The following is a 26,013-nucleotide window of genomic DNA, read 5'->3' on the forward strand; positions in this document are numbered from 1 at the left end:
TTTGCCCGCCAGATTGCGGCATCCAGTGCCCGCGGGCGGTGTCCAATTACCGCAAGTTACCGCCACTGGCGCCGTCTTCATGCCTGCATCTTCCTCGACCCACAAGCCGCCTGCCCGCACACTCGGCCGCTACGAGTTGCGCCAAGCGCTGGGGCAGGGCGCGCAGAGTTCGGTCTGGCGGGCTTTCGACCCGCGTCTGGACCGCGAGGTCGCGTTGAAGCTGCACCGCGCACAGGCGTCCGACCCGCAGGCGCTGGGACAGTGGTTGCGCGAGGCGCGCGCGGTGAGCCGGCTGAGTCACCCGCACATCGTGCCGATCTTCGAGGCCGACGTCCACGAGCAGCACCCTTACCTGGTGTTCGAGCTGGTCGAGGGCCCCACGCTCGCGCAGCGCTTGCGCAACCAGGGCGCCATGCAGGCGGCCGACGCGGTCAAGCTGCTGCTCGGTGTGCTGGAGGCGCTGATGCATGCGCACGAGGGCGGCGTGATCCATCGCGACCTGAAACCTTCGAACATTCTGATCGACGGTGCCGGCCGAGCTCGCGTGATGGATTTCGGCATTGCCGCCAGCCAGCGCCATGGCGGCGCCGATGGCGGGCTGGTCGGCACGCCGGGCTACCTCGCGCCGGAAGCGACGCATGGGCGTCCGCCTTCACCGCAGGTCGATGTCTACGCGGCCGGCCTGGTGCTCTACGAAATGCTGATGGGTCAGGCGGCGGTGTCCGAGCGCGACCCGTATCGCGCGATCTACCGTAATGCACACGAGGACGTGACCTTGCCGATGCAGACGCCGCACCCGGTCGACGACGGACTGCGCGCGATCGTGCACAGGGCCACGGCGCGCGACACCTCGGTGCGCTACACGGGCGCGAAGGATATGCACGGGGCCTTGCAGGTGTGGATGCGACCGAACGAGGACGCCGAGGCCGGCGAAGGCGGTCGCAACGGGACACTGGAGTTCCTGCTGCGTCGCATGCGGCACAAGAGCGACTTCCCGGCGATGTCGGATTCGGTCGGCCGCATCCAGCGTATCGCGGCGTCCGAGAACGAAAGCCTGCACAGCCTGAGCAACGAAATATTGAAAGACGTTGCGCTGACCAACAAGCTGCTGCGCATGGTCAACTCGGCCCACTTCCGCAACGCAGGCGGCGGCACCATCAGCACCGTCTCGCGAGCAGCGGCCGTGATCGGCTTTGCCGGCATTCGCAATCTGGCGCTGTCGCTGATCCTGCTCGAGCACATGCAGGACAAGTCGCATGCCAACGTACTGAAGGAAGAGTTCCTGCGGTCGCTGATGGCGGGCACCTTGGCCGCTCAGCTGTCGACCACGGCGCGAGATTCCGAGGAGTCCTTCATTGCCGCGCTGTTCCAGAATCTCGGCCGGATGCTGACTCAGTTCTATTTTCCCGAAGAGGCCGAGCAGATCCGGCGCGCGATGGAACCGCGCAACGGCGACGGTGCCGGTGAGAACAGCGCCGCGCTGTCGGTCCTGGGTATCAGCTTCGAGGACCTGGGCGTCGGCGTCGCTCGCACCTGGGGCCTGCCGGACAGCTTGCAAAAAGCCATGCGTCGGCTGCCGGCCGACGCTGCGTTGAAGAAGCCCGACCAGCCAGGCGAGCGCATCCGCATGCTGGCGTCCGCTGCCAACGACGTGGCCGATGCGCTGCTCAACAGTCCGGTGGCCGAGCACGGGAAGCGGCTGCAAGAGATCACGCAGCGCTTCGGCGCCCACCTGAACCTCAGCCTCAAGGACCTGCAATCGGCCGTGCAGCAGTCGCGCGAGCAGATGGCCGACCTGGCGCCCGCGTTGCAGCTGAGCCCCAAGCCCGGCACGCCGGCCGCGCGCATGCTCCAGGGCGCCAGTGCGGGCGCGCACGACGCGGATGCCGATACGCTCACACCGCACCAGCTCGACACGCTGGTGCAGACGCAGCCGGCACCGCTGGAGATGGCGGCCGGCGGCGGCATCGTTCCTGCCGACGACCCGGCCAAGGCATTGGCTGCCGGCATTCAGGACATCAGCAACACGCTCGTCGAGAACTTCAAGCTCAACGAAGTGCTGCGCATGATCCTGGAGACGATGTACCGCGCCCATGGTTTCCAGCGCGTCATCTTCTGCCTGCGCGACGCGCGCACCGGCGTGCTGACCGGACGCTTCGGCCTGGGCGCCGATGCCGAACGGGTGGCGGCCGCTTTCAAGTTGCAGCTGACCGGTGCCACCGACCTGTTCGCCGCCGTTTGTGCCAAGGGGGCCGACACGCTGATTCATGACGCTACGACCGGCAACATCGCGACGCGCCTGCCGCCGTGGTTCAAGACCGGCATCGATGCGCCGACCTTTCTGCTGTTGCCGTTGACGCTGCGCAATGCGCCGCTGGGCCTCATCTACGCCGACAAGGCGCAGCCGAACGCGATCGTCGTCAACGAGCGCGAACTGTCGCTGCTGCGCACGTTGCGCAACCAGGCGGTGATGGCCTTCAAGCAGGTGGCGTGAATGGCCTCGGCGTGTGTTCCGATGCCGAAATGGCGCGCCCGGGGCGCCGCGTCTGGCTTCCCGCGGCCCCTCGCGGCGATAACGTCGGTGGCGCCGGCCGTCTTGCCCGTTGCGGTCGCAAGGCCCAGGATGGCGGTGCCGACCCAGACCAGGACATGAGCTGACGTGGCCACCGAGGACGACCGGATTACCGACGATGTGCAGACGCTGGGGCGGTTTCGACTGCTGCGGCCGCTGTGGCGTTCGCCGGCGAGCAGCTGGTGGGTGGCGCAGGACCCGAGCCTGCGCGAGGTGCACCTGCAGATGCGGCACCGTGCGCCTTGGCCCGGGCTGAACACGGCGGTATGGCGCAAGGCCGCGGAGCCCGTGATGGCGCTGCGGCACCCGAACCTCGTGACCCTGCTCGACGCCAGTGTCGAACAGGGCCAGCCGGTGGCGATCGTCGAGCCGGTGCAGGGCTTGAACCTGGCGCAGTGGATCGCCGAGCACGAGTCGATGGCGCCACGCCAGGCGGTGCTCACGGTGATCGGCGTGCTGGACGGCCTGGCGCATGCGCACGCCGCCGGTGTCGTACACGGCCGCATCGAACCGTCCAGCCTGGTGCTCGACGTGGTGGGACGGCCCCGGTTGACCGAGTTCGCGCTGCTGTCCGGCCCCGTCGACGTGCCGAGCCTGCCCACGGCGGGCGGGCTGTATGTGGCGCCCGAGGTGTTGCAGGGGGCGGCCCCCGACGTGCGCTCCGACCTGCATGCGGTGGGCCTGGTGCTGTACGAACTGCTCACCGGACGTGCCGCTGTGCAGGACGGCCACCCGCAGCGTGCGGCCGCCCGGATGCTGCAGGAAGAGCTCGATCTGTCGCCCGGCTTTGCGGCCGCGACCGAGCACGGCGAGGCGCAACTGCGCGCGCTGGTCGCACGTTGCCTGGCACTCGATCCGGCGCATCGCTTTGCCAGCGCCATCGAACTGCGGGATGCGTTGCAGCAATGGCTCACGCCTTCGCTGCTCGAAGGCTCCGCCGACAGCCGTGCCACGCAGACCCTCAACAACCTGATGCGGCGTGCAGCCAACCAGCCGGACATGCCTGTGCAGACCGAGGTGGTGCGTCGTGTGCGACGCTTGGCTGCGGCCGAGAAGGTCAATCTCGACGAGATTTCGCGCGCCGTGCTTGATGACATGGCACTGACCCAGAAGCTGCTGCGCATGACCAACGCGGCGTATTTCAGCTCGGTGGGGGGCGGCACCATCACGACCGTATCGCGCGCCGTCGCACTGATGGGCTTCATGGCCGTGCGCGACCTGGCCGGTTCTCTGCCGACGCTCGAAGACATGCGGGACCGGACCCACGCCGCAGCGCTGCGCGAGGAATACCTGCGCAGTCGCAACGCCGGGCGATTCGCCGCACGGCTGTGCCCGACCCAGGCCGAGGAGGAGGAGTCCTTCATCACCGCGGTGTTGCAGAACCTCGGCCGCACGCTGGTGCAGTTCTATCTGCCCGAGCAGGCCGCCCAGGTGCGCCAGCTCTCGCACAGCCAGGGCGGCAGCGAGGCCGCCGCGGCGCTGTCGGTGCTCGGCATGAGCTTCGAAGAGCTCGGCGTCAGTGTGGCGCGCACCTGGGGCTTGCCCGACGGCCTCGTCGTTGCGATGCGCCGGCCCGCGGACGACGCGCCGCTGCGCCCGCCGGAACGCCGTGGTGACTGGTTCCGCCTGCTGGCGGGGCTGGGCAACGAGCTCACCGAGATGCAGTTGCGCCCGGACCGCCGCGAGCGCGCGGCACGCAATCACGCCTTGGTCGAGCGCTATGCGAAGGCGCTGGGCGTCACCGGCAACCAGATCTGGCAGGCGGCCGACGCAGCACCGCCGGCGACGCTGGAGACCGAGGACGTGAAAGCCGCAACGGCTTCCGCCCAGCCGCCCGCGGCACCTGCCGGTGCCGACCTGCTGGCGCGCACCGTGTACCAGCTGCGCGCTGCGCTGGCCTTGCCCTACGACCTGAACGCGCTGCTGCTTTCGGCCGGCGACGCGGTGTTCAACGCGCTGCAGTGCCGCCACGTCGTCATCGTGCTGCGCGAGCCTGACAGCGACCATTTCGCCACCCGGCACGCCTGGGGGGCCGACGCAGCGGCGCTGCGGCAGCATTTCCGATTCAGCCTGCGCGACGAGCGCGACCTGTTCAGCGCGCTGTGCAGCAAAGGCGCCGACACGCTGATCCGCGACGCCACCGTGCCGACCTTCGAATCGCGCCTGCCGCATTGGTACCGGCGTCATGTCGCGGCTTCCACCTTCATGCTGCTGCCGTTGATGAACGGTGGGCAGGCCGTCGGTTTGCTCTATGCCGACAAGCCGACGCCCGATGGTTTCAAGGTGCAGGAGCGCGAGCTGTCGCTGCTGCGCGCGTTGCGAGACGAGCTGCAACGGGCGATCGCGCCCACGCTGCCTGCACCGGCGTAAGCCGGGCAACAACCCTTGCCGAAACCCGGCGCAACGCCGATGCGTTTCTTTTCATCTTGCTCCGACATGGCCATCGGCGTGCACTAGCGTGTCGAGATGGGCGTGGGTCGATCTGCACCCGTGGCGGCTTGAACAGGAGGACGCCATGTTCAGGTTTTTTGTGTCCGCGGCGTTCGCCGCGCTCCTCGGCTCGGTCGTTCCAGCGGCTGCTCAGACCAGCATCGCCCAGCTCGACAGGCTGCGACTCGAGTGGGCTGATCTCGACGCGAACGATCCATGGACGCCCCGTGGCGCTCAGCACTGGGGCAAATCGCCGTGGCCGGAGGACTGGATCCACTTCACACCAGGATGCTCCGGGCACGATCTCGGGTGCGAAGGCGAGAGCCTGCTGAACGGCGGCGGCATGGTGAGAACCGACGAGAGGGAGGACTACGTCTTGCGAAGGGAAGGCCGCTTCAACCCGGACGGGACAGTCGACATGCGCCTGCGGACGGACGGCAACAGTCGGGCCCCATTCGATCTCGCGCTGGAGCGTACCAACGCGAACCACAGTCCCAGCCAGCTCGAGGTGGCCCCTCGGTCGTCGGTCACGGTGACGGGAGACAGCTTCTTCGACCTGGCGCAAGGCGTCAGTGCTGTCATCAGGATGGTTTTCACGGTGGACTACAAGATGGATCCCGACCCCAACGCCCCCGGATGGGACGAAACGCTGGCCGTCTTCGACGGCAGCAGGTCCGCGGTCTTCCTCTTCGCGCCGGAGGAGAAACCCAGCGTGACTTTCACCAACTACACGACGGACACGCACTGGCTGACGCTGGGAGTCGGCATCAACATGTACGGCAGCCACCGTCCTCCGATTCCGGAGCCTGGCTCGTACGTGCTGATGTTGGCAGGGCTTGCCGTGCTGGCGGCTGTGAGCACTGAAAAGCGTCGGCGCTTGAAGCAGACGCCTCACGTGCCGCCGGGGCTCATGTGAGGAGGGTTGACGAGCCTTAACCCCGGCACTGGTCGCAACGGTTGGGGCTGCTTCGTTCCCGACCTGACCCGGTTGGCCGCGCTTCCATGCGGGGAGGCCCGTCAGCGCCGGATTGTAGGCCACTGCGCGCATGGCCCTGGGCGGGGTGCTGACTCTCGGTGTTTTTTCTCGTGCGCGCTGCGGCCGCGGAAGGCCCGGCCCGGCCCGTAGAATCGCACCGATGAGTTACCTCGTTCTTGCCCGCAAGTACCGGCCGCGCACCTTCGAAGAGATGGTGGGGCAAGAGCACGTCGTGCAGGCGCTGTCGAACGCGTTGACGCAGCAGCGGCTGCACCATGCCTATCTGTTCACCGGCACGCGCGGAGTCGGCAAGACCACCGTGTCCCGCATCCTCGCGAAGTCGCTGAACTGCCAGGGCGAGGACGGGCAGGGCGGTATCACCGCCACACCGTGCGGGGTGTGCCAGGCCTGCCGTGACATCGACGCCGGGCGCTTCGTCGACTATGTCGAACTCGACGCGGCCTCCAACCGTGGTGTCGAGGAAATCTCTCAACTGCTCGACCAGGCGGTCTACAAGCCGGTCGTCGGCCGCTTCAAGGTCTACATGATCGACGAGGTGCACATGCTCTCCAACACCGCGTTCAACGCGATGTTGAAGACGCTGGAAGAGCCGCCCGAGTACCTCAAGTTCGTGCTCGCGACCACTGACCCGCAGAAGGTGCCGGTCACGGTACTGTCGCGTTGCTTGCAGTTCAACCTGAGGCCGATGGCGCCTGAGACCGTGCTCGAGCACCTGCAGCGCGTGCTGGAGGCCGAGCGCATCGAGGCCGAGACCGGTGCGCTGCGCCTGCTCTCGCGTGCGGCACGCGGCTCGATGCGCGACGCCTTGTCGCTCGCCGACCAGGCCATCGCCTTCGGCTCCGGCGTGCTGCAGGAAGCCGGCGTGCGGCAGATGCTCGGTGCCGTCGACCGCGGGCACGTCTACCGCCTGATCGAAAGCCTGGCGGCCGGCGACGGCGCCGCGGTGGTGGGCACTGTGCATGAATTGCGCGCGCAGGGCCTCTCGGCGCCCGGTGCGTTGGAGGAGATGGCGACCGTGCTGCAGCAGATGGCGGTGCTGCAGGTGGTGCCCGACGCCGCCGACGAAAGCGACCCCGAGAACGAGACGCTGCAGCGGCTGGCCGGGCTGCTGCTGCCGGAAGAAACGCAACTGCTCTACAGCATCGCGCTGCACGGCCGCAACGAGCTCGGCCTGGCGCCCGACGAGTACAGCGGCATGACGATGGCGCTGCTGCGGATGCTGGCCTTCAAGCCGGTGCAGGGCGGCGCGGCCAAGCAGGCCTCCGCTGCGCTGCAGCGCACGCCCCATGCCGCGACGCGTGTGGCGGCGCGTCCTGCGATCCCGGTGCCCGCCCGAGCGGCTGCGCCTCAACCCGCCGCGCGCGAGGCGGTCCGACCTGTCGCAGCCGCCCCGACCGCCGTGCGTGCACCGGCGCGTGCTGCTGCATCGCAAGAGCCTCCCCCTAGGGAGGACGAGCCGCCGCAGGCGCCAGCCTCGGCGCCGCGGGCCCAGCCTCCCGTGCCGCAGCCGATCACGCCGGCGCCCGTCAGCATGCCGGCATCCGAGCTGGGCGACCGCTGGCAAGCGCTGGTGCGGCAGATGTGCGAGCGCGAGCTGGTCGCCGCCTTGGTGCGAGAGCTGGCGATGCAGTCTCAACTGCTGACCGCCGACGAACCCGGCGACACGACACCGTGGCGTTTGCGTGTGGAACGCGAGACCCTTGCGTCCGACTCGGCCCGCACCAAGCTCGAGGCGGCGCTGTCCGAAGTGCTGGGCCGGCCGCTGAAACTGGCACTCGAGGTCGGCGCCACCGAGGACACGCCGGCGCGGCGTGACGCGGTGCTGCGCGCTCTGCGGCAGCGCGAAGCCGAGCAGGCGATCCAGAACGACCCGTTGGTGGTGTCGCTGATGCAGCAGTTCAGCACGGCTCGCATCGTGCCCGGTTCGATCCGGCCCGTTTGATCTGCACGAAAGACTTTCAAACAGCGGGCCGCAATGCCCGCTTCCATCCCGATCACGAGAAAGGACGACGCAATGATGAAAGGTCAACTGGCTGGCCTGATGAAGCAGGCGCAGCAGATGCAGGAAAACCTCAAGCGCGCGCAGGACGAGCTGGCGCTGCTGGAGGTGGAAGGCCAGTCCGGCGCCGGGCTGGTCAAGGTGCAGATGACCTGCAAGCACGACGTGAAGCGCGTGACGATCGACCCGAGCCTGCTGGCCGACGACAAGGACATGCTCGAGGACCTGGTGGCGGCCGCTTTCAATGACGCCGTGCGCCGCGCTGAAGAGGTGAGCCAGGAAAAGATGGGCAAGCTGACGGCCGGCATGCCGCTGCCGGCGGGCATGAAGTTCCCGTTCTGAAGTGGTTGCGTCAGGGGGCCGGCCGTGAGCAGATCGTCGCTCGACGCTCTGGTGGAGGCGCTGCGCCGGCTGCCCGGCGTGGGGCCGAAGTCGGCTTCGCGCATGGCCTTTCACCTGCTCCAGCACGACCAGGAGGGCGCGCGCCTCATTGCGCGGGCGCTGGAGTCGGCGGTGCAGCAAGTGCATCACTGTCGGCGTTGCAACACCTTTACCGAGAACGAGATCTGCGAGACCTGTCTCGACCCGCAACGCGATGCGTCCCAGCTGTGCGTCATCGAGACGCCGGCGGACCAGGCCGCGGTCGAGCGCACCGGCAGTTACAAGGGCCTGTATTTCGTGCTGATGGGCCGACTCAGCCCGCTGGACGGCGTCGGGCCGCGCGACATCGGCATGCAGCGGCTGTTCGAGCGCGCCACCGACGGCCACGTGCGCGAGGTGATCGTCGCGACGAATTTCACGGCCGAAGGCGAGGCGACTGCCCATGTGCTCAGTGAAGGCCTGAAGGCCCGCGACCTGAAAGTGACACGGTTGGCGCGTGGCGTGCCGGTCGGCAGCGAGCTCGAATACGTCGATCTCGGCACCATTGCGCACGCCTTGGTGGACCGTCGCTGAGTTTCGTCCGAGGCGGCATCATGCCCCTGCGAACGTCGGGTTCTTCGGCCTGGTTACCGAGAGTTTCTTCGGGCTGAGGAGTTTCCCTGCCCGGAACGCCCCCGATTGGAGGGCGTCCTGCGGCGCACTACGCTCCAACCCATGGCGCGTTCCTTTCTGCCTTCCGTCACACCTCCGCTACGCCGCCGCACCGTGCTGCGGGCGCTGGGGGCGGCTGCCTGGGTGGGCGGTGCGCCGCTGGCACTGCGTGCGCAGCCCGAACTCGCGCGGGTGCGAGTTGCCATGGGGCGCGAAGAGTCGCTGTGCCACCTGCCGCTGGTCGTCGCCCAGCAGCTGGGCTACTTTCGCGGCGAAGGGCTGGACGTGCAACTGGTCGAGCTGGCGGGGGGCGAACAAGCGCTGGACGCCGTGAAGGCTGCGCAGGTAGAGGCGGTATCGGGTTCCTATCTCTCGGTGTTGCACCAGCAGTTGCGGGGGCAGGCGTTGCAGCTGATCGTGCTGCAGGGGCGTGCGCCGCAGGTGTCGCTCGGTGTGTCGCTGCGGCAGTTGCCGGGCTATCGCGAGTTGCCAGACCTGCGCGGCAAGCGCATCGGCATGTCGTCGACCGGCGCCATGAGCGACGTGTTGGCAAGGGTGATGCTGTCGAAGGCGGCGATCCGGCCCGCCGACGTGCACTGGGTCCCGCTCGGCTCGGTGCGGCGTGCGGTGCTGGCCTTGCGCTCCGGCGAGGTGGATGCGCTGAGCCATGTCGACCCCGGCATGACGCAGCTGGAGCAGAAGGGGGAGTTACGCACGATCGCCGATCCGCGCACGCTGAAGGGCTCGCAGGAAGTGTTCGGCGGCCCGCTACCCGGTACCTGCCTGTTCGCGCCGCAGCGCTTTGTCGCGCGCCATCCGCAGACCTGCCAGGCGCTGGTGAACGGCATCGCGCGCGGCCTCAAGTGGCTGCAGACGGCGCAACCGCAGGACATCATCATGACGGTGCCCGAAACCCACATGATGGGCGACAGGGCACTGTATCTGGCCTCGTTCTACCGGCTGCGCGAGTCCTATTCTCCTGATGGCCTGCTCGGCGAAGACGCGGTGCAAACAGCCTGGAGTGTCGCGAGCCGCCTGGGGGACGTTCGCGAGGCCGACGCGCAAGCGGTGCTCGAGCGCAGCTACACCAACGAGTTCGCGCAAAAGGCGCGCCTCAAGCTCAGCAAGGCCTGATGCGCCGCGCTGGCTTCAATTCTGGGTCTTCGCGACGTTGACCCGTGTCTTCGCCGCTGCGCGCTTGGTCGAGTCCTTGCCGTTGTGACGCGAGGCTGTGCGGGTGCCGGCTTTCTTCTTCGATGCGGTGCGTGTCGACCCCTTGGCGTTCTTGCCGCCCGATTTCGCGACCGCGGTCGAGCGTTTGCCCTTGACGGCACGGTAGACCACGACCCGCTGTCCGGACGCGAAGCGCGCTGACGGGCTCACGCCGTTCCACAGGGCCAGGTCGGCAGCGCGCACGCCTATACGTCGCGCCAGCGAGGTGACGCTCTCGCGTGAACGCGCACGCACGACGACACGGCGCCCGGCCGAGGCTTCTGGCGCAAGCGACATGACCGCGTTGTCCGCCACCTCGGCGGAGACGTCCTGCGCATGCTGGGTCTCGCTGCGCGGCACGAGCAACGTCGAGCCGGCGCGGATCAGCATGCGCGGCGGAATCTTGTTGACCTCGCGCAGTTCGCTCTCGGTCATGCCCACACGCTCGGCCGCATCGGCTGCCTTCATCGTCGACGGCACGACCCAGGCCGTCCAACTCGCCAGCGGGCCCTGGTGATCGCCCAGATTGCGGATGAAGCGGCGCGCGTTGTCGTAGGGCAGCAGGATCTGCGGCGTGCCGGCTGCGAGGATCACCGGCTTGTTCATCTGCGGATTCAGTGCACGGAATTCGTCCTTGTGCAGCCCGGCAAGCTCGACCGCAACGTCGACGTCCATGTCGCGCTGGATCGCGACCGTCAGGAAGTAGGGGTGGTTCTCGATCGCGCTCAGCGACAGGCCAAAGGATTCGGGATTGCCGACGATGTTCTTGACCGCCTGCAGCTTGGGCACGTAGTAGCGGGTTTCAGCGGGCATGCGCAGGCTGGCGTAGTCGGTCGGCCGGCCGGCTTTCTTGTTGCGCGCGATGGCGCGCTGCACGCTGCCTTCTCCCCAGTTGTAGGCGGCCAGTGCGAGGTGCCAGTCGCCGAACATGCCGTACAGCTTGCCGAGATAGTCGAGCGCGGCACGCGTCGACGCCAGCACGTCGCGGCGCTCGTCGCGGAAGATGTTCTGGGTCAGGTCGAAATGCTTGCCGGTCGACGGAATGAACTGCCACATGCCCGATGCTTTGGCCACCGACATGGCTTGCGGGTTGAAGGCACTCTCGATGAAAGGCAGCAGCGCCAGTTCGGTCGGCATGCCGCGGTACTCGACTTCCTCGACGATGTGGAACAGGTACCGGCTCGCGCGCTCGGTCATGCGCTGCATGTAGTCGGGCCGCGATGCGTAGTACTGCTCACGGTTGCGCACCAGGTCACCTTCGAGATCGGGCATCGCGAAGCCGCGGCGAATGCGGTCCCAGAGGTCGCTTTGCGCGATCTGCTCGGACTCGGGCGTTTGCAGCGGGCTGGTCGCGGACGCGGGCGTCGCCTCCGGGTCGGCCACGATGACCGCCGCATCGGCAGCACCGGCCGGCGCCGATGCGGCGGGTTCGAGCGCCTTCAGCGCAGCTTCGCTGGGCTTGCTGGTGAGTTCGGGCTGGGCGGCGGCCGGTGCAGAGGCCGCCGCGTGGGGGCCGGGCGCCGGGGCGTCAGTGGGGCCGGGGGCGGTGGCGCAGCCGGCGGCGAGGAGGGCGGCTGCAAGGCCGAAGGCCGCGCTCAAGCGCATCAGCGGGTGCTTCATCGGAATTCGTTCTTCCATTGTCTGAGGGCGGCCAGCACCGAAACGGGGTGGTCGACGGGGGCGCCGCGGGAGCGCATCTGTGCGATGACCGCGGGCTGGTCGCACCGCATGAAGGGGTTGATCCGCGACTCGAGGCCGACAGAACTGGGCAGCGTCGGCTCGCCGCGAGTGCGCACGGCCTCGCAATGCGCGACGTGGCGGGCGATGTCGGCATTGCCGGGCTCCACCGCCTGGGCGAAGCGCAGGTTGCTCAGCGTGTATTCGTGGGCGCAGCACACCCGCGTGGCGGGTGGCAGCGACGCGAGCTTGGCGAGCGAGGCATGCATCTGCGCCGGTGTGCCTTCGAACAGGCGGCCGCAGCCGGCCGAGAACAGCGTGTCGCCACAGAACAGCACCGGCACGCCGTCGAGGTCGTCGCACCAGTAGGCGATGTGCCCGGCGGTGTGGCCCGGCACATCGATGACGCGAAAGTGCAGGCCGTTCCAGACGGCTTCGTCGCCTTCGTTCAGCGGCACGCAGGGGCCCGGGATGTTTTCGTGCGCCGGCCCGTAGACACAGCCTTCCAGCAGGCTGTGCAGCTCGACCAGGCCGCCGACATGGTCGCCGTGGTGGTGGGTCACTAGAATGCCCGTCAACCGGAGGCCTTGTGTTCGCAGGGCGTCCGCCACTGGCGTCGCTTCACCCGGATCGACGACGAGGGCCTGGCGGCCGTCGTGAATCATCCAGATGTAGTTGTCGGTAAAGGCGGGCAGGGCAACCAGTTTCATGACGCAAAGCGCGCAAATTATAGGTTTGGATGAGTGGTTGCTCACGCCGACAGGCCGGTACTTGTTGGCGTGGGAGCAACAACAAATCGATCTGGCGGTCGGCGACCTGTTCGGCTTCCATGCGGTGCAGCTCGGCTTGCCGCAGATGGAGGGGCTGGCACAGAACCGCATGCCGCATCGCTGGGTGGCGCTCGACCGGCCGTTTGCGCCTCCTGCTGCCCCCGACAATGCCACACAAGGGCCGCCTGCTGCGGCGGTGATTCCCCGGGCCTTGCTGACGGATTTCGACGCGCTGCCCTTCGAGACGCAGAGCCTGGACCTCGTCGTGCTGCCGCACACGCTGGAACTGGCCCGCGACCCGCACCAGGCGTTGCGTGAGGTCGAGCGGGTGCTGGTGCCTGACGGCCGCGTGGTGGTCGTCGGTCTGAACCCGGCCAGCCTCTGGTGGCTGCAGCAGCGCGTGTCGGGGCTGTGCATGCACTTGGGGTTCGGGCGCGGCGTGTTGCCGGACACCGGCGATCCGATCGGGTACTGGCGTCTGCGCGACTGGTTGCGGTTGCTCAGTTTCGACATCGAGCACGGCCGGTTCGGGTGCTACAGGCCCGCGGCGCGCACCGAGCTGTGGCTGGACCGTTTCCGCTGGATCGAACCGTGGGGTGACCGCTGGTGGCCGGTACTCGGTGCCGTCTACATCCTGGTGGCGGTCAAGCGCGTGCGCGGGATGCGGCTGATCGGCCCCGCCTGGAAGCGCCAGAAGCCCAAGGCAGCGCCGGCCGTCGCGGCGTCGCGCAAGCAGCGGCTGCACAAGCAGGACGGCAACGGCGCCTGAGGGCGTGGCCGCCTCTCGTTTTTCATCTACTTCTTCACATCTTCGACATTCATGGCCACAGGCATTTCACGTCCCAAGGTGGTGATCTATACCGACGGCGCCTGCAAGGGCAATCCGGGACCGGGCGGCTGGGGCGTATGGCTGCGCTCCGGCGAGCACGAGAAGGAATTGTTCGGCGGCGAGGCCACCACCACGAACAACCGAATGGAGCTGACCGCGGTGATCGAGGCCCTGTCCAGCCTGAAACGTACCTGCGACGTCGAGGTCTACACCGACAGCGAATACGTGCGCAAGGGCATCACCGAATGGATCCACGGCTGGAAGACCCGCGGCTGGAAGACGGCCGACAAGAAGCCGGTCAAGAACGCCGAGTTGTGGCAACGGCTGGAGGCGCTGGCCTCGCTGCACCACGTGCGCTGGCACTGGGTGAAGGGCCACGCCGGCGACCCCGGCAACGAACGGGCCGACGCGCTGGCCAACCGCGGGGTTGCAAGCGTCAGCTGAAGCTCCGCGCCATCGGGTCGATGTCGATGGGCGTGTGAAGAAATGTGAATTGCGTGGAAGCGCTTGACGTTACATTGACTGCTGGACTCCACGACCGATACACACATGAAGCAGTTGCATGCCGCGGTGGCCGTTGTCGGTATCGCAGTCGCCAGCCTGGCCGCGTACTGGTACCAGCACAAAGGCGCCGGTTCGTCTCCGCAGGCTGCCTCGACGCCTGCGCCCTCGCGTGCAGCAGCGCCTGCGGGCCGCGCCGGCCCGGCGGGCACGGTCGCGGTGGAAGTCGGCAAGGTCGAGACCACGGCGCTCACCGACGAGGCGCAGGCCGTCGGTACCCTGCGCTCCCGTCAAGGGGTGGTTGTCCGTCCCGAAGTGGCCGGCCGCATCGCGGCGCTCGGTTTCCGGGACGGCCAGCAGGTGCGCAAAGGCCAGTTGCTGGTGCAACTGGACGACACGCTGGTGGCCGCGCAGGTGAAGCAGGCGCAGGCCGAGGTGAGCATTGCGCGGGCCAACGACCAGCGCAACCGCGAGCTGCTGGCCGAAAACTTCGTCAGCCAGGCGGCGGTCGACCAGACCGCCGCCAACCTGCAGGTGGCCGAAGCCCAACTTGCGCTGGCGCGAGCCCAGCTGGAACGCATGAAGATCGTCGCGCCCTTCAATGGCACGGCGGGCATACGCCTCGTCAACGTCGGTGACTATCTGGCCGCTGGTGCCGACATCGTCAACCTCGAGGACCTGAGTCGGGTCTACGTCGACTTCCGGCTGCCCGAGCGCTATCTGCCGCAGCTGCGCATCGGCCAGTCGGTGCAAGTCACGCTCGATGCGCTGCCCCAGCGCCGCTTTCAGGGTCGCATCGAAGCCATGGACCCGCTGGTCGACGCGTCCGGCCGCTCGGTGCTGGTGCGCGCCTCGCTCGACAATCCGGACGGCATGTTGCGGCCTGGCATGTTTGCGCGCGTCGATACCGTGCTGTCGACCCGCGCCAAGGCGCTGGTGGTGCCCGAGGAAGCGGTGCTGCCGGACGCGGGCAAGCAGTACGTGATCAAGGTGGTGCCGGTGCAGGACGCGCAAGGACAGCCAGCGCGGGTGTCCCAGCGCAGCGAGGTGCAGACCGGCGCACGGCGGCAGGGCCGGGTCGAGATCCTGAAAGGGGTCGAGGCCGGCGACGTGGTCGTCACCGCGGGTCACCAGCGGGTAGCCCGTGACGGCACGATGCTGCAAGTCGTCGACCTGGGCGGTGCAAGTGCCGCAAGCGAGGTCACTCCGGCCGCGTCTGGGCCTGCTGCCTCGGCTCCCGCGGGTGCGCCGGCCGATGCTCGCGTCGCGGCTCGCCAGATCGGCACGCGCTGAGCAGGTGCTCGAAGGGAAGCGCAATGCAACTGCCCGAGACCTCCGTCCGCCGCCCGGTCTTCGCGACCGTGTTGTCCTTGCTGCTGGTGCTGATCGGTCTGGTGAGCTTCACGCGGCTGCAAGTGCGCGAGTATCCGCGCATCGACGAGCCGGTGGTGACCGTCAGCACGACGCTGGCGGGCGCGTCCTCCGAGGTGATCGAATCGCAAATCACCAAGCCGCTGGAAGACTCCATCGCTGGCATCGACGGCGTCGACATCATCACGTCGATCTCGCGCCAGGAGCGCAGCCAGATCTCGGTGCGCTTCAAGCTCGAGAAGAACCCCGACGACGCGGCTGCCGACGTGCGCGACCGCGTCTCGCGCGTGCGCGGGCGGCTGCCCGAAGAGGCCGAGGAGCCGGTGATCTCCAAGGTCGAGGCCGACGCCTCGCCGACCATCTGGCTGGCCTTCACGAACACCTCCGCCGACATCACGCCACTGGACATCACCGACATCGCCAACCGCATCATCAAGCCGCGGCTGCAGACGGTGCCAGGCGTGGCCGACGTGCTGGTGCGAGGAGAGCGGGTCTTCGCGATGCGGGTCTGGCTCGACCCGGACCAGCTCGCGGCCTACCAGGTGACGGTACAAGACGTCGAAGACGCGCTGCGCAAGCAGAACCTCGAGATACCGGCGGGGCGCATCGAGGGCCAGGCGCGCGAGTTCAGCGTCACCGCGCAGACCAACCTGTATACGCCGGCGCAGTTTGAAGACGTCGCGCTGCGCCAGGTCAATGGCTACACGGTGCGGCTGCGCGACGTCGCGCGTGTCGAGCAGGCGCCGGCCAGCGAGCGTTCGAGCACGCGGCTCAACGGCACGCGTTCTGTATCGCTCGGAGTGGTCCGTCAGGCCACGGCCAACCCGCTGGAAGTGTCGGCCGGCGTGCAGGCCATGATGCCGCGCATCCAGGAGGAACTGCCGCCCGGCATGAAGGTACAGGTCGCGAACGACAACTCGGTGTTCATCGACCGCTCGGTCAAGTCGGTCTATTCGACGATCACCGAGGCCGTGGTGCTGGTTGCGCTGGTGGTGTTCGTGTTCCTGCGCACGCTGCGCGCGTCCATCATCCCGCTGGTCACGATCCCGGTCAGCCTGATCGGTGCGTTTGCGCTCATGTCGGTGGCCGGCTTCACGATCAACACGCTGACGCTGCTGGCACTGGTGCTGGCGATCGGCCTGGTGGTCGACGACGCGATCGTCGTGCTGGAGAACATCTACCGCCACATCGAAGAGGGCATGACGCCGTTCGCGGCGGCGATACGCGGCTCGCGTGAGATCGGCTTTGCCGTTGTCGCCATGACGCTGACGCTGGTGGCCGTGTACGCGCCGCTGGCCTTCACGCCCGGGCGCACCGGCCGGCTGTTCGTCGAGTTCGCGTTGACCCTGGCCGGCGCCGTGCTGGTGTCGGGCTTCGTCGCGCTGACCTTGTCGCCGATGATGTGCTCCAAGCTGCTGCGCCACAACCCGAAGCCGACTCGCTTCGACCGCGGCATGGAGCGTGCGCTCGACAAACTGGTCGAAGCCTACGAGGCAGCACTCGGCTGGACGCTGGGCCGCCGCTGGTTGATCGTCGTGCTGATGCTGGCCAGCGGCGCGGGCAGCTGGTGGCTGTTCCAGAGCATGCGCAGCGAGCTGGCGCCGATGGAGGACCGCGGGGTCGTGCTGGTCAACGTGCGAGCGCCGGACGGCTCGACGATCGGCTACACCGAGAAGTACATGCAGGAGATCGAGCGCATCGGCCTGCAGGTGCCGGAGTTCGATCGCGTGTTTGTCGTCGCGGGCAACCCGACAGTGACGCAGGGCATCTCCTTCCTGCGCACCCTCGACTGGGACGAGCGCGAACGCTCGACCGTCGAGCTGGCGCGCGATCTGCAGCCGAAGTTGTCGAAGCTGCCGGGTGTCAGCGCCTTCCCGATCACCCCGGCGTCGTTGGGCCAGGGATTCCGCGAGCGGTCGGTCAACTTCGTGATCCTCACCTCCGACAGCTACGCCAATCTCGCCGAGGTGGCCGGGCGCTTCGTCGACGAGATGAATCGCCATGGTGGTTTCGTGCAGCCGGACACCGATCTGGAACTGAACAAGCCCGAGATCTACATCGAGGTCGATCGCGAGCGCGCCGCCGACGCGAGCGTCGCGGTCGACCAGGTCGCGCGCACCATCGAGACCATGCTGGGCGGGCGTAACGTCACGCGTTACAAGCGCGACGCCGAGCAGTACGACGTGATCGTGCAGACCCAGGCGCGTGGACGCAGCCGCCCTGACGACATCGAGCGGTTGTTCGTGCGCGGGCGCGATGAACGGATGATTCCGCTGTCGTCGCTGGTCAAGGTGCGTGAGGCGGTTGCACCCCGCGAGCTGAACCACTTCAACCAGCGGCGTTCGGTGTCGGTCACTGCCAACCTGGCACCCGGCTTCGCGCTCGGCGAGGCGCTCGACTTTCTCGACGCCAAGGCGGCTGAATTGTTGCCGCAGGGATACTCGACCGAACTCAACGGCGTGTCGCGTGAGTTCCGCTCTTCCAGCGGGGCGCTGGGCCTGGTGTTCGTGCTGGCGCTGCTGTTCATCTTCCTGGTGTTGTCGGCCCAGTTCGAGAGCTTCGTCGACCCGTTCGTGATCATGCTGTCGGTGCCGCTGTCCATGGTCGGTGCGTTGCTGGCGCTGAAGCTGGCAGGCGGCACGTTGAACGTCTACTCGCAGATCGGCCTGATCACGCTGGTCGGGCTGATCACCAAACACGGCATCCTGATCGTCGAGTTCGCGAACCAGCAGCGGCAGCAGGGCGAGGCGGTGCTGATCGCGGTGAAGCACGCCGCCGCGCTGCGCCTGCGCCCCATCCTGATGACCACGGGCGCCATGGTGCTGGGCGCGCTGCCGCTGGCGCTGGCCGATGGTGCGGGCGCGGAGAGCCGGCAGCAGATCGGCTGGGTCATCGTCGGCGGCATGACGCTCGGCACGCTGCTGACGATCTTCGTGGTGCCCACGATGTACACGCTGTTCGCGCGCGGCAGTACGCCGGGGCCGATCACGACCCCGGTGCCGGCGCACGGGACGGATGTTTCAGCACCCTCCTGACAACTTTCTCAGGCGGTAGCGGCACGACCGTTGCTTCAAAGGCAATGACCGACGGCGTGCCCATCCCGTGGATGAGGGGGACCGGTGCCAGATACGGCTGAAAGTGACGACTGCCAACTACCGCAGCCGGCGGGAAGCTGTCACGATTGAGACCTTTGCATACGTCCCGATCGCCGTGCTGCGGACCTCCTCTCCCGAACTCGTCACGCCTCCCGAATCGGCTCCCGCGGAGCCGTCGCGGGCGCAGCCGCACGACCCCGACTTTGTCGTCATCCGGGGCCGCCGCCTCGGCCTGCGCGAGTTGTTCGACCCGGGAGCCTTCACCGCAGCGCGTCAGGGCGAGTGGCGGCAGGCGATGGCGGCGGCCAAGCCTTTCCCGCACCTGGTGCTCGACCGGCTCTTCAATCCCGAGCTGCTGCGACTGGTGCACGAAGAGTTCGACCTCTACGGACAGCGCCAGTGGCGTGTCGTTCACAGCCCGCAGGAAACCACTCACCGTTCGCTACCGCAGGCTGCACTGGGGCCGGCGTCCGAGTTGTACTTCGGCCTCGTCAACTCACGCTGGTTCGTGCAACTTCTGTCGGCGGTCTCCGGCGTCGACGACCTGATCACCGACCCGGGCCTCTACGGTGGCGGGCTCCACGAGACCCGCAAGGGCGGGCACTTCGGCATCCATCGCGATTTCGACCGCCATCCCTGTTCCGGTCTGGACAACGAAATGGTGTTCATCACCTATCTCAACGAAAACTGGAATCCGCTGTGGGGCGGCGCGCTGGAGCTGTGGGACGGGCAGGCGAAACGCTGCGTCAGTGCGGTAGAGCCGGTGTTCGGCCGGTCGGTGCTGCTGCGCCACGGAGCGGCGAGCTTTCATGGCCACCCGGCGCCACTGGACGTGCCGGACGGACGCAGCCGGCGCTCGGTGGCGTCTTACTACTATTCGTACAGCCTCGCGCGCCGCGCACGCGAGCATCGCAACACATCGGTGTTCCTGTTCAGCGAACGACACGCCCGCCTGAAGCAGGCGGCGAAACGGGCGACGCCACCCGCGGTGTGGGATGCCCTGCGCCGCCTGGTCGGTGGCTGAGCGTCAGACCAGCCCTTCGAACGGCAGCACTTCGACCCAGTCGCCCGCTGCAACCGAGCCCTGCTCGTGGTGCAGTACCACGAGGCCGTTTGCCTCGGACATGGAGCGCAGAATGCCCGAGCCCTGCGAGCCAGTGATGCGCACGCGCCAGTCGGTGCCGTCGCGCTCGACGACGCCACGCTGGTATTCGGTGCGGCCCGGCTTTTTGCGGATCGCTTCGACCGCGCGGGCACGCAGCAGCGGTAGAGGGGCCGATGCGGCGCCGCTCATCGCCAGTAGCGCATCGCGCACGAATGCATAGAACGTCACCATCACGGCCACCGGGTTGCCTGGCAGGCCGAACAGGACTGCTGATTTCGAGCCCGGCCCGCCGGTCGAGATGCGCCCGAAGGCCATCGGGCGGCCCGGGCGCATCGCGATCTTCCAGAACGCGACCTCGCCGAGCTGCTTCATGACCTGCTTGGTGTAGTCGGCTTCGCCGACCGAGACGCCGCCCGAGGTGATGATCGCGTCTGCACTGTCGGCCGCTTCCCGGAACGCGGCTTCCAGGGCGTGCGCGTCGTCGCGCACGACGCCGAGGTCGAGCAGTTCGACCCCCAGCCGCTGGAGCATGCCGTGCAGGGTGTAGCGGTTGCTGTCGTAGACGCAGCCTGCGTCGAGCGGCTCACCTATGGAGCGCAGTTCGTCGCCGGTGGAGAAGAACGCGACGCGCAGGCGGCGCCACACCGGCACTTCGGCCTGGCCGAGTGATGCGAGCATACCCAGGTCGGCCGGGCGCAGCAGCTTGCCGCGCCGCAGGGCCGGTTGCCCGAGCGCGAGATCCTCGCCGCGCAGGCGACGGTTGTCGCCGGTGCGCACGGCACCCGCCGGGATGACGACCTGGTCGCCTTCGAGCGCGGTGAATTCCTGCGGCACCACGGTATCCAGACCGACGGGCATCACGGCGCCGGTCATGATGCGCACGCATTCGCCAGGGCCGGCCGCACCGGCGAACTGCTGGCCCGCGAGCCCGCTGCCGGCGATCCGCAGGCGCGTCGGGCCATCGCTTGCCAGCTCGGCGCCGCGCAGCGCATAGCCGTCCATGGCCGAGTTGTCGTGGGACGGCACGTCGATCGGTGAGACCACGTCCGCTGCCAGCGAGCGGCCGAGCGCCGCGCGCAGCGCGACCTTCTCGACCGTCCGGACGCGCGGCACGAAACGGGCGATGAACTCCTGCGCCTGCGCCACCGGCAGCGCGCTCGGGTCGTAGCCGCTCAGGCAGGAGGCCACCTGCTGCAGGGATGGCGGAAGCAGTCGCTCGCTCATAGCTCGAGCAGCATGTGCGCCTTGTCGAAGTAGCGCACGCGTGGGCCGGTCTCGATGCGGATCGCGCGCGGCAGCAGGCCGTACATGCGAAAGCCGGCGCGCTCGTACATGCGCACGGTGCGTTCGTTCGAGGCGGTCACCGTCAGCACCAGCATCTCCAGGCCTTCGGCCTGCCGAGCCAGCCCGATGCAGGCGCCCAGCAACTGCCGGCCGATGCCCTGGCGCGTGTGTCGTTCACGCACGTACATCCCGACGATGTTGGCGCGGTGACGCACCTTGGGCATCAGCTCGCGCTCGCAGGCCACGCTGCCGGCGAGTTCATTGCCAGACCAGGCGCCGAGCAGGAAGGTACCGCCCATGGCCTCGGACCAGCCGAGCCGGCCGAGATAGCTTTCCGGCGAGCGAATGCGCTCGGTGCGCGGGTCGGAGGTGAAGGATTCCGGATGGCGTTCCAACGCCTCGTCGCGCAGCGCCTTGTAGGCCGGCAGGTCCTGCGGTTCCAGGCGGCGAATCAGCGCAGGGGCCGTGTCAGTCATGCGAGGCTTCGAGTTGCCGGAGCTCTTCCAGCGTGTTGGCGTTGAAGAAAGCAGACTCATCGTCGAAAGGCACCTCGATGCAACGGTGTTGGGCGGTCCAGTGGTCGATCTTGCGCCCGCCGCCTTGCGTGTAGCGGACCAGGCTTTCCATCAGTGAGCTTTTCATCAGGCAGAACACCGGCTGTACCTGCCCGCCGGTGCATGCCATTGCGATCTCGGCGTCAGCGGTTTCGAGCGCCTGGGCAAGCTGTGCGACCAGCGTGGGCGGAAACAGCGGCGTATCGCACGGCACCGTGACAAGATAGGGCGTCTCGCAGTGCTCGAAGCCGGTCAGGAAGCCGGCCAGTGGCCCGGCGAAGTCGGGCAGGGCGTCGGGCCAGACCGGCGCACCGAAGGATTCATACGCACCGAGGTTGCGGTTGGCGTTGATCATCACGTTGCCGACCTGGGGGCCGAGCCGCAGCATCGCCTGCAGCGCGAGCGGCAGGCCGCGGAAGTTCTGCAGCCCCTTGTCGACGCCGCCCATGCGGCTTCCGCGCCCGCCCGCCAGGACCAGGCCGCTGATTTGTTCGGATGAAATCGTCATGCACGGTCCTTCTGGAACGGGTCGAGGCAGGCGCTAGCCTCCGATGTAGTGCATCTCGACGCGACGCTGCCCTTCGGAGGCATCGGGCTGCATCGCGCCCCGCAACTCGGAATAGCGGTCGTCGCGGCCCTGCCAGATCAGGCCGATGGCGCCGGCGATCTGCTCGTCGGAATAGCTGCCGCGCAGCAGCGCGCGCAGGTCGTGGCCGCGGCTCGCGAACAGGCACAGGAACAGCTTGCCTTCGGTCGACAGTCGCGCGCGGTTGCAGTCGTGGCAGAAGGCCTGCGTGACGCTGGAGATCACTCCGATCTCGCCGGTACCGTCGAGGTAGCGCCAGCGCTCGGCGGTTTCGCCCGGCTGGCTTGCGTCGAGCGGTGCCAGCGGCATCTCGGCATGGATGCGCTCGATCACTGCGGCAGAGGGCAGCACCTCGTCCATGCGCCAGCCGTTGGAGGCACCGACATCCATGTACTCGATGAAACGCAGCACGACCGGGGTGCCGCGAAAGTGGCGCGCCATCGGCAGGATTTCATGGTCGTTGGTGCCGCGCTTGACCACCATGTTGACCTTGATCGGTCCCAGTCCGACACGCGCGGCCTGCTCGATGCCGCGCAGCACGTCGGCGACCGGGAAGTCGACATCGTTCATGCGGCGGAAGATCGCGTCGTCCATTGCGTCCAGGCTGACCGTGACGCGGCGCAGGCCGGCGTCCTTCAACGCCTGCGCCTTGCGCTCGAGCAGCGAGCCGTTGGTGGTGAGTGTCAGGTCGAGCGGCTCGCCATCCGGTGTGCGCAGCGGTGCCAGCATCTCGATCAGGCGCTCGACGTTCTTGCGCAGCAGCGGCTCGCCGCCGGTCAACCGGATCTTGCGCACGCCGTGCGCAACGAACAGCCGCGTGACGCGGGTCAGTTCCTCAAAGCTGAGCAGCGAACTGTGGGGCAGGAAGTGGTAGTCCTTGTCGAACACTTCCTTGGGCATGCAGTAGCTGCAACGGAAGTTGCAGCGGTCGGTCACCGAGATGCGCAGATCGCGCAGCGGCCGGCCCAGGCGGTCGGACAACAGGCCGTTCGGGCGAGCGGGCGAAGCCGGCACCACCGGCACGCTCGCCGCGTACCGGTGGTCCGCCAGGGGGATGACTTTCTCGGCCATCCGGCGATTGTGCCCCGACCGGCGTGCGCATGAACACGGCAGGGCCGTAAAGCCGCGCCGGACAAGGCGGTGCGGCCGGGCCGCGTGGCTCAGGGTTGATGCAGATCAATGGCCGGTGACGCAACCGCTGCCGCCTCGGTGGAGGCCGGCGACTCGGCCAGGGTGGCAGGCCGGCGCGCGCCTGTGTAGCGCTTGGTCCAGTAGGCCATGCGCATGTCTTCGATCCGCACTTCAGCACCGGTGCGCGGCGAGTGGATGAACTTGCCGTCGCCGACGTAGATGCCGACGTGCGAAAAGGTGCGCCGCAGCGTGTTGAAGAACACTAGATCGCCGGGCTGGAGTTCGTCGCGCTTGACCGAGAACAGGCCCGGCGCGTGGGCCTGCTCGTCGACGCGGCGAGGCAGTACCAGGCCGAGGCTCATCTCGAAAATGTGGCGCGTGAAACCGCTGCAGTCGAAGCCTTCCTCGGCGGAGTCGCCGCCGCGGCGATAGGGCACCCCCAGGAAGTTCATCGCCGTCATCACCATCTCGGAGGCGCGGTCGCGCACCTTCGACAACAGGCCCGGCTGGCCCTCGGCGGGTGAGGTCTGCGGGCCGGACACCCACCCGCGCGTTTGCAACAGCTCGGTCACCGGATCGGCCGGCGCGCCGGGCGATGCGCAGGCAGGCACCGACAGCGCGATGAGCAGGCAGAGGAACCAGCGGGGGAGCATCAGGGCGGCGCAGCGCGGCATGGCCGCGACCATAGACGACCGCCCGTGTGGCGTCAATGGAAAAATCCCGCAATGACAAGAGCTTAGGCGGGCTTCGTCGAAACGGCTTGCACATTCCGGGCGAGGGTTGCCCCCCTTGGAGCGGCCAACGTACGGTTCGACCATCAGGCTTTGCAGCAGCGTCGACGTGCAGCGCTTCGTCAGCACGGCGTCAGTTCCCCGGCCTTCAATGCGTGCATTGGCTCTTGTATAAGACATAAGACTGTCCAGCCATGCGCAGCAAGGAGACAACGGCATGCGTTACGAGGATTTCTACCGGCGCTCGATCCACGACCGCGACGGCTTCTGGGCCGAACAGGCCGCGTTGATCGACTGGCAGACGCCGCCGCAGACCATCTGCGACTACAGCAACCCGCCGTTCGCGCGCTGGTTCGTCGGCGGGCGCACCAACCTCTGTCACAACGCGGTCGACCGCCACCTGCACGAACGGGCTGACCAGAACGCGCTGATCTACGTTTCCACCGAAACCGGCGAAGAGTGCACCTACAGTTTCCGGGAACTTCATGCGGAGGTGCAACGCATGGCGGCGGCACTGCAATCGCTCGGCGTGGGGCGCGGCGACCGTGTGCTGATTTACATGCCGATGGTGCCGCAGGCCGTGTTTGCGATGCTGGCCTGCGTGCGCATCGGTGCGATCCACTCGGTCGTGTTCGGCGGTTTTGCCAGCGTCAGCCTGGCCAGCCGCATCGACGACGCGAGGCCTGTCGTGATCGTCAGCGCCGATGCCGGCAGCCGCGGCGGCAAGGTGGTGGCCTACAAGCCGCTGCTCGACGAAGCCATGCGGTTGGCGCAGCACCAGCCGTCGCGCGTGCTGCTGGTCGACCGGGGCCTGGCGCCGATGATTCGCGTCGAAGGTCGCGACATCGACTATGCGACGTTACGCGAGCGGCACCTGGACGCCAGCGTGCCGTGCGAGTGGGTGGAGTCCGGTCACCCGAGCTACACCCTCTACACGAGCGGCACCACCGGCCGGCCCAAGGGCGTGCAGCGCGACACCGGCGGCTACGCGGTGGCGCTCGCCGCCAGCATACGTCACATCTTCTGCGGCAACCCCGGCGAGACGTATTTCTCCACCAGTGACATCGGCTGGGTCGTCGGCCACAGCTACATCGTCTATGGGCCGCTGCTGGCCGGCATGGCCACGCTGCTCTACGAGGGCCTGCCGATCCGGCCCGATGCCGGCATCTGGTGGAGCCTGGTCGAGAAGTACCAGGTGACGGTGATGTTCAGCGCCCCGACCGCGGTGCGGGTGCTGAAGAAGCAGGACCCGGCCTGGCTCTCGAAATACGACCTGTCGTCGCTGCGCGCGCTGTTCCTGGCCGGTGAACCGCTCGATGAGCCGACTGCCAAATGGATTGCCGACGGCCTGGGCCGGCCGATCGTCGACAACTACTGGCAAACCGAGACGGGGTGGCCGATCCTCACCGTCGCCAACGGCGTCGAGCCACGCGGCAGCAAGTTCGGTTCGCCCGGGGTACCGATGTACGGCTACGACGTGAAGCTGCTGCACGAAGGCACCGGCGAGGAACTGACCAGTCCCGGCCAGAAGGGCGTGGTCGCGCTCGAGGGGCCGCTGCCGCCCGGCTGCATGCAGACCGTCTGGGGTGACGACGCCCGCTTCGTCAGCACCTACTGGAACAGCTTCCCCGGTCGCATGGCCTACAGCACTTTCGACTGGGGCGTACGCGACGAGGACGGTTACTACTTCATCCTCGGTCGCACCGACGACGTGATCAACGTGGCCGGCCACCGGCTCGGCACACGCGAGATCGAGGAGAGCATCTCCAGCCACCCCCATGTCGCCGAGGTGGCGGTCGTCGGCGTGGCCGACGCGCTGAAGGGACAGGTTGCAATGGCCTTTGCGGTGCCGAAGGACGCCGCGTCGGTTGCGACACCCGAGCAGCAACTGAAGCTCGAGGGCGAGATCATGAAGGTTGTCGACGCGCAGCTCGGGGCGGTCGGTCGACCGGCGCGCGTGAGATTCGTCACGGTCTTGCCGAAGACGCGTTCGGGGAAGTTGCTGCGCCGCGCCATCCAGGCCGTGTGCGAACACCGCGATCCGGGTGACTTGACCACGATCGAAGACCCCTTGGCGCTGGAGCAGATCAAGGCGTTGGTGAGCCCTGCCTGAGTTCGCCGGCGGCCGCACCTGTGC

20 protein-coding genes and 1 other RNA gene are annotated in these 26,013 nt (G+C 67.9%); 13 read left to right on the forward strand and 8 right to left on the reverse strand.

Features of this window, described 5'->3' with window-relative positions:
- Positions 1 to 79: 79 nt before the first annotated feature.
- The 3 genes from M8A51_RS15655 to M8A51_RS15665 all read left to right on the forward strand — a co-directional run bounded on the left by M8A51_RS15655 (position 80) and on the right by M8A51_RS15665 (position 5,918).
- A complete protein-coding gene (locus M8A51_RS15655; protein WP_251779411.1) occupies positions 80 to 2,494 on the forward strand; it encodes a serine/threonine protein kinase in 2,415 nt (804 codons plus the stop codon).
- A 165-nt stretch (positions 2,495 to 2,659) separates the two neighbouring features.
- Positions 2,660 to 4,942 carry an HDOD domain-containing protein gene (locus tag M8A51_RS15660; protein ID WP_251779412.1) on the forward strand — a complete coding sequence of 761 codons (2,283 nt, stop codon included), beginning with the start codon at positions 2,660 to 2,662 and terminating at the stop codon, positions 4,940 to 4,942.
- Between the two features lie 145 nt (positions 4,943 to 5,087).
- Positions 5,088 to 5,918: a PEP-CTERM sorting domain-containing protein gene (locus tag M8A51_RS15665; protein ID WP_251779413.1), complete on the forward strand. Its 831-nt coding sequence runs from the start codon at positions 5,088 to 5,090 to the stop codon at positions 5,916 to 5,918.
- A 5-nt stretch (positions 5,919 to 5,923) separates the two neighbouring features.
- Here M8A51_RS15665 and ffs read toward each other — a convergent pair.
- Positions 5,924 to 6,021: signal recognition particle sRNA small type (ffs, locus tag M8A51_RS15670), an RNA gene on the reverse strand.
- A gap of 117 nt (positions 6,022 to 6,138) precedes the next feature.
- Here ffs and dnaX point away from each other — a divergent pair.
- The 4 genes from dnaX to M8A51_RS15690 all read left to right on the forward strand — a co-directional run bounded on the left by dnaX (position 6,139) and on the right by M8A51_RS15690 (position 10,164).
- Positions 6,139 to 7,941, forward strand: a complete 1,803-nt coding sequence (gene dnaX, locus M8A51_RS15675) for a DNA polymerase III subunit gamma/tau (RefSeq protein WP_251779414.1) — start codon at positions 6,139 to 6,141, stop codon at positions 7,939 to 7,941.
- Positions 7,942 to 8,013: 72 nt separating this feature from the next.
- Entirely contained in the window at positions 8,014 to 8,340 is a 327-nt protein-coding gene (locus M8A51_RS15680) for a YbaB/EbfC family nucleoid-associated protein (protein WP_251779415.1), read from the forward strand.
- 24 nt (positions 8,341 to 8,364) lie between these two features.
- Positions 8,365 to 8,952, forward strand: a complete 588-nt coding sequence (gene recR / locus M8A51_RS15685; protein WP_251779416.1) for a recombination mediator RecR — start codon at positions 8,365 to 8,367, stop codon at positions 8,950 to 8,952.
- Positions 8,953 to 9,093: 141 nt separating this feature from the next.
- Positions 9,094 to 10,164 (forward strand): ABC transporter substrate-binding protein, encoded by a 1,071-nt coding sequence (locus M8A51_RS15690; RefSeq protein ID WP_251779417.1) that lies wholly within the window; start codon positions 9,094 to 9,096, stop codon positions 10,162 to 10,164.
- 15 nt (positions 10,165 to 10,179) lie between these two features.
- Here M8A51_RS15690 and M8A51_RS15695 read toward each other — a convergent pair whose 3' ends face one another.
- On the reverse strand, positions 10,180 to 11,847 hold the full coding sequence (locus tag M8A51_RS15695; protein ID WP_407062245.1) for a transglycosylase SLT domain-containing protein: 1,668 nt from the start codon (positions 11,845 to 11,847) through the stop codon (positions 10,180 to 10,182).
- 11 nt (positions 11,848 to 11,858) lie between these two features.
- The gene (gloB, locus tag M8A51_RS15700; RefSeq protein WP_251779419.1) at positions 11,859 to 12,629 is read right to left on the reverse strand and encodes a hydroxyacylglutathione hydrolase; all 771 of its coding nucleotides are present in this window, start codon (positions 12,627 to 12,629) and stop codon (positions 11,859 to 11,861) included.
- Here gloB and M8A51_RS15705 point away from each other — a divergent pair.
- The 5 genes from M8A51_RS15705 to M8A51_RS15725 all read left to right on the forward strand — a co-directional run bounded on the left by M8A51_RS15705 (position 12,628) and on the right by M8A51_RS15725 (position 19,509).
- Positions 12,628 to 13,458 (forward strand): class I SAM-dependent methyltransferase, encoded by an 831-nt coding sequence (locus M8A51_RS15705; protein WP_251779420.1) that lies wholly within the window; start codon positions 12,628 to 12,630, stop codon positions 13,456 to 13,458. The two genes, gloB and M8A51_RS15705, sit on opposite strands and share 2 nt — an antisense overlap.
- Positions 13,459 to 13,509: 51 nt before the next feature.
- A complete protein-coding gene (gene rnhA, locus M8A51_RS15710) occupies positions 13,510 to 13,962 on the forward strand; it encodes a ribonuclease HI (RefSeq protein WP_251779421.1) in 453 nt (150 codons plus the stop codon).
- Positions 13,963 to 14,067: 105 nt separating this feature from the next.
- The gene (locus tag M8A51_RS15715) at positions 14,068 to 15,312 is read left to right on the forward strand and encodes an efflux RND transporter periplasmic adaptor subunit (protein ID WP_251779422.1); all 1,245 of its coding nucleotides are present in this window, start codon (positions 14,068 to 14,070) and stop codon (positions 15,310 to 15,312) included.
- Between the two features lie 23 nt (positions 15,313 to 15,335).
- The gene (locus M8A51_RS15720) at positions 15,336 to 18,425 is read left to right on the forward strand and encodes an efflux RND transporter permease subunit (protein WP_251779423.1); all 3,090 of its coding nucleotides are present in this window, start codon (positions 15,336 to 15,338) and stop codon (positions 18,423 to 18,425) included.
- A 175-nt stretch (positions 18,426 to 18,600) separates the two neighbouring features.
- Positions 18,601 to 19,509 carry a 2OG-Fe(II) oxygenase gene (locus tag M8A51_RS15725; protein WP_251779424.1) on the forward strand — a complete coding sequence of 303 codons (909 nt, stop codon included), beginning with the start codon at positions 18,601 to 18,603 and terminating at the stop codon, positions 19,507 to 19,509.
- A 3-nt stretch (positions 19,510 to 19,512) separates the two neighbouring features.
- Here the strand turns inward: M8A51_RS15725 and moeA are convergent, their stop codons facing one another.
- From moeA to M8A51_RS15750, 5 genes are all read right to left on the reverse strand, one after another.
- Positions 19,513 to 20,814, reverse strand: a complete 1,302-nt coding sequence (moeA, locus tag M8A51_RS15730) for a molybdopterin molybdotransferase MoeA (RefSeq protein ID WP_251779425.1) — start codon at positions 20,812 to 20,814, stop codon at positions 19,513 to 19,515.
- On the reverse strand, positions 20,811 to 21,350 hold the full coding sequence (locus M8A51_RS15735; RefSeq protein ID WP_251779426.1) for a GNAT family N-acetyltransferase: 540 nt from the start codon (positions 21,348 to 21,350) through the stop codon (positions 20,811 to 20,813). The genes moeA and M8A51_RS15735 overlap by 4 nt, the downstream gene beginning before the upstream one ends.
- Complete coding sequence (mobA, locus tag M8A51_RS15740; protein WP_251779427.1) at positions 21,343 to 21,936, reverse strand: molybdenum cofactor guanylyltransferase MobA; 594 nt, start codon at positions 21,934 to 21,936, stop codon at positions 21,343 to 21,345. The genes M8A51_RS15735 and mobA overlap by 8 nt, the downstream gene beginning before the upstream one ends.
- Before the next feature lie 33 nt (positions 21,937 to 21,969).
- On the reverse strand, positions 21,970 to 23,085 hold the full coding sequence (gene moaA, locus M8A51_RS15745; RefSeq protein ID WP_251779428.1) for a GTP 3',8-cyclase MoaA: 1,116 nt from the start codon (positions 23,083 to 23,085) through the stop codon (positions 21,970 to 21,972).
- An 89-nt stretch (positions 23,086 to 23,174) separates the two neighbouring features.
- Positions 23,175 to 23,819 carry a C40 family peptidase gene (locus M8A51_RS15750; protein ID WP_251779429.1) on the reverse strand — a complete coding sequence of 215 codons (645 nt, stop codon included), beginning with the start codon at positions 23,817 to 23,819 and terminating at the stop codon, positions 23,175 to 23,177.
- 274 nt (positions 23,820 to 24,093) lie between these two features.
- On the opposite strand from M8A51_RS15750, the gene M8A51_RS15755 reads away from it, so the two are divergent.
- A complete protein-coding gene (locus M8A51_RS15755) occupies positions 24,094 to 25,989 on the forward strand; it encodes a propionate--CoA ligase (RefSeq protein ID WP_251779430.1) in 1,896 nt (631 codons plus the stop codon).
- The last annotated feature ends 24 nt before the right edge of the window (positions 25,990 to 26,013 follow it).

Origin of the sequence: Caldimonas mangrovi, assembly GCF_023721835.1 — a bacterium.
GTDB lineage: Bacteria > Pseudomonadota > Gammaproteobacteria > Burkholderiales > Burkholderiaceae_C > Caldimonas > Caldimonas mangrovi.

Bases quoted from the DNA above. Each gene is read 5' to 3' on its own strand.
- M8A51_RS15750 (WP_251779429.1), bottom strand. From the start codon at position 23,819: ATGCCGCGCTGCGCCGCCCTGATGCTCCCCCGCTGGTTCCTCTGCCTG.
- rnhA (WP_251779421.1), top strand. From the start codon at position 13,510: ATGGCCACAGGCATTTCACGTCCCAAGGTGGTGATCTATACCGACGGC.
- M8A51_RS15680 (WP_251779415.1), top strand. From the start codon at position 8,014: ATGATGAAAGGTCAACTGGCTGGCCTGATGAAGCAGGCGCAGCAGATG.
- M8A51_RS15735 (WP_251779426.1), bottom strand. From the start codon at position 21,350: ATGACTGACACGGCCCCTGCGCTGATTCGCCGCCTGGAACCGCAGGAC.
- M8A51_RS15755 (WP_251779430.1), top strand. From the start codon at position 24,094: ATGCGTTACGAGGATTTCTACCGGCGCTCGATCCACGACCGCGACGGC.
- M8A51_RS15720 (WP_251779423.1), top strand. From the start codon at position 15,336: ATGCAACTGCCCGAGACCTCCGTCCGCCGCCCGGTCTTCGCGACCGTG.
- M8A51_RS15705 (WP_251779420.1), top strand. From the start codon at position 12,628: ATGACGCAAAGCGCGCAAATTATAGGTTTGGATGAGTGGTTGCTCACG.
- moaA (WP_251779428.1), bottom strand. From the start codon at position 23,085: ATGGCCGAGAAAGTCATCCCCCTGGCGGACCACCGGTACGCGGCGAGC.
- M8A51_RS15665 (WP_251779413.1), top strand. From the start codon at position 5,088: ATGTTCAGGTTTTTTGTGTCCGCGGCGTTCGCCGCGCTCCTCGGCTCG.
- M8A51_RS15715 (WP_251779422.1), top strand. From the start codon at position 14,068: ATGAAGCAGTTGCATGCCGCGGTGGCCGTTGTCGGTATCGCAGTCGCC.
- M8A51_RS15655 (WP_251779411.1), top strand. From the start codon at position 80: ATGCCTGCATCTTCCTCGACCCACAAGCCGCCTGCCCGCACACTCGGC.
- M8A51_RS15690 (WP_251779417.1), top strand. From the start codon at position 9,094: ATGGCGCGTTCCTTTCTGCCTTCCGTCACACCTCCGCTACGCCGCCGC.
- mobA (WP_251779427.1), bottom strand. From the start codon at position 21,936: ATGACGATTTCATCCGAACAAATCAGCGGCCTGGTCCTGGCGGGCGGG.
- M8A51_RS15695 (WP_407062245.1), bottom strand. From the start codon at position 11,847: ATGCGCTTGAGCGCGGCCTTCGGCCTTGCAGCCGCCCTCCTCGCCGCC.
- moeA (WP_251779425.1), bottom strand. From the start codon at position 20,814: ATGAGCGAGCGACTGCTTCCGCCATCCCTGCAGCAGGTGGCCTCCTGC.
- dnaX (WP_251779414.1), top strand. From the start codon at position 6,139: ATGAGTTACCTCGTTCTTGCCCGCAAGTACCGGCCGCGCACCTTCGAA.
- gloB (WP_251779419.1), bottom strand. From the start codon at position 12,629: ATGAAACTGGTTGCCCTGCCCGCCTTTACCGACAACTACATCTGGATG.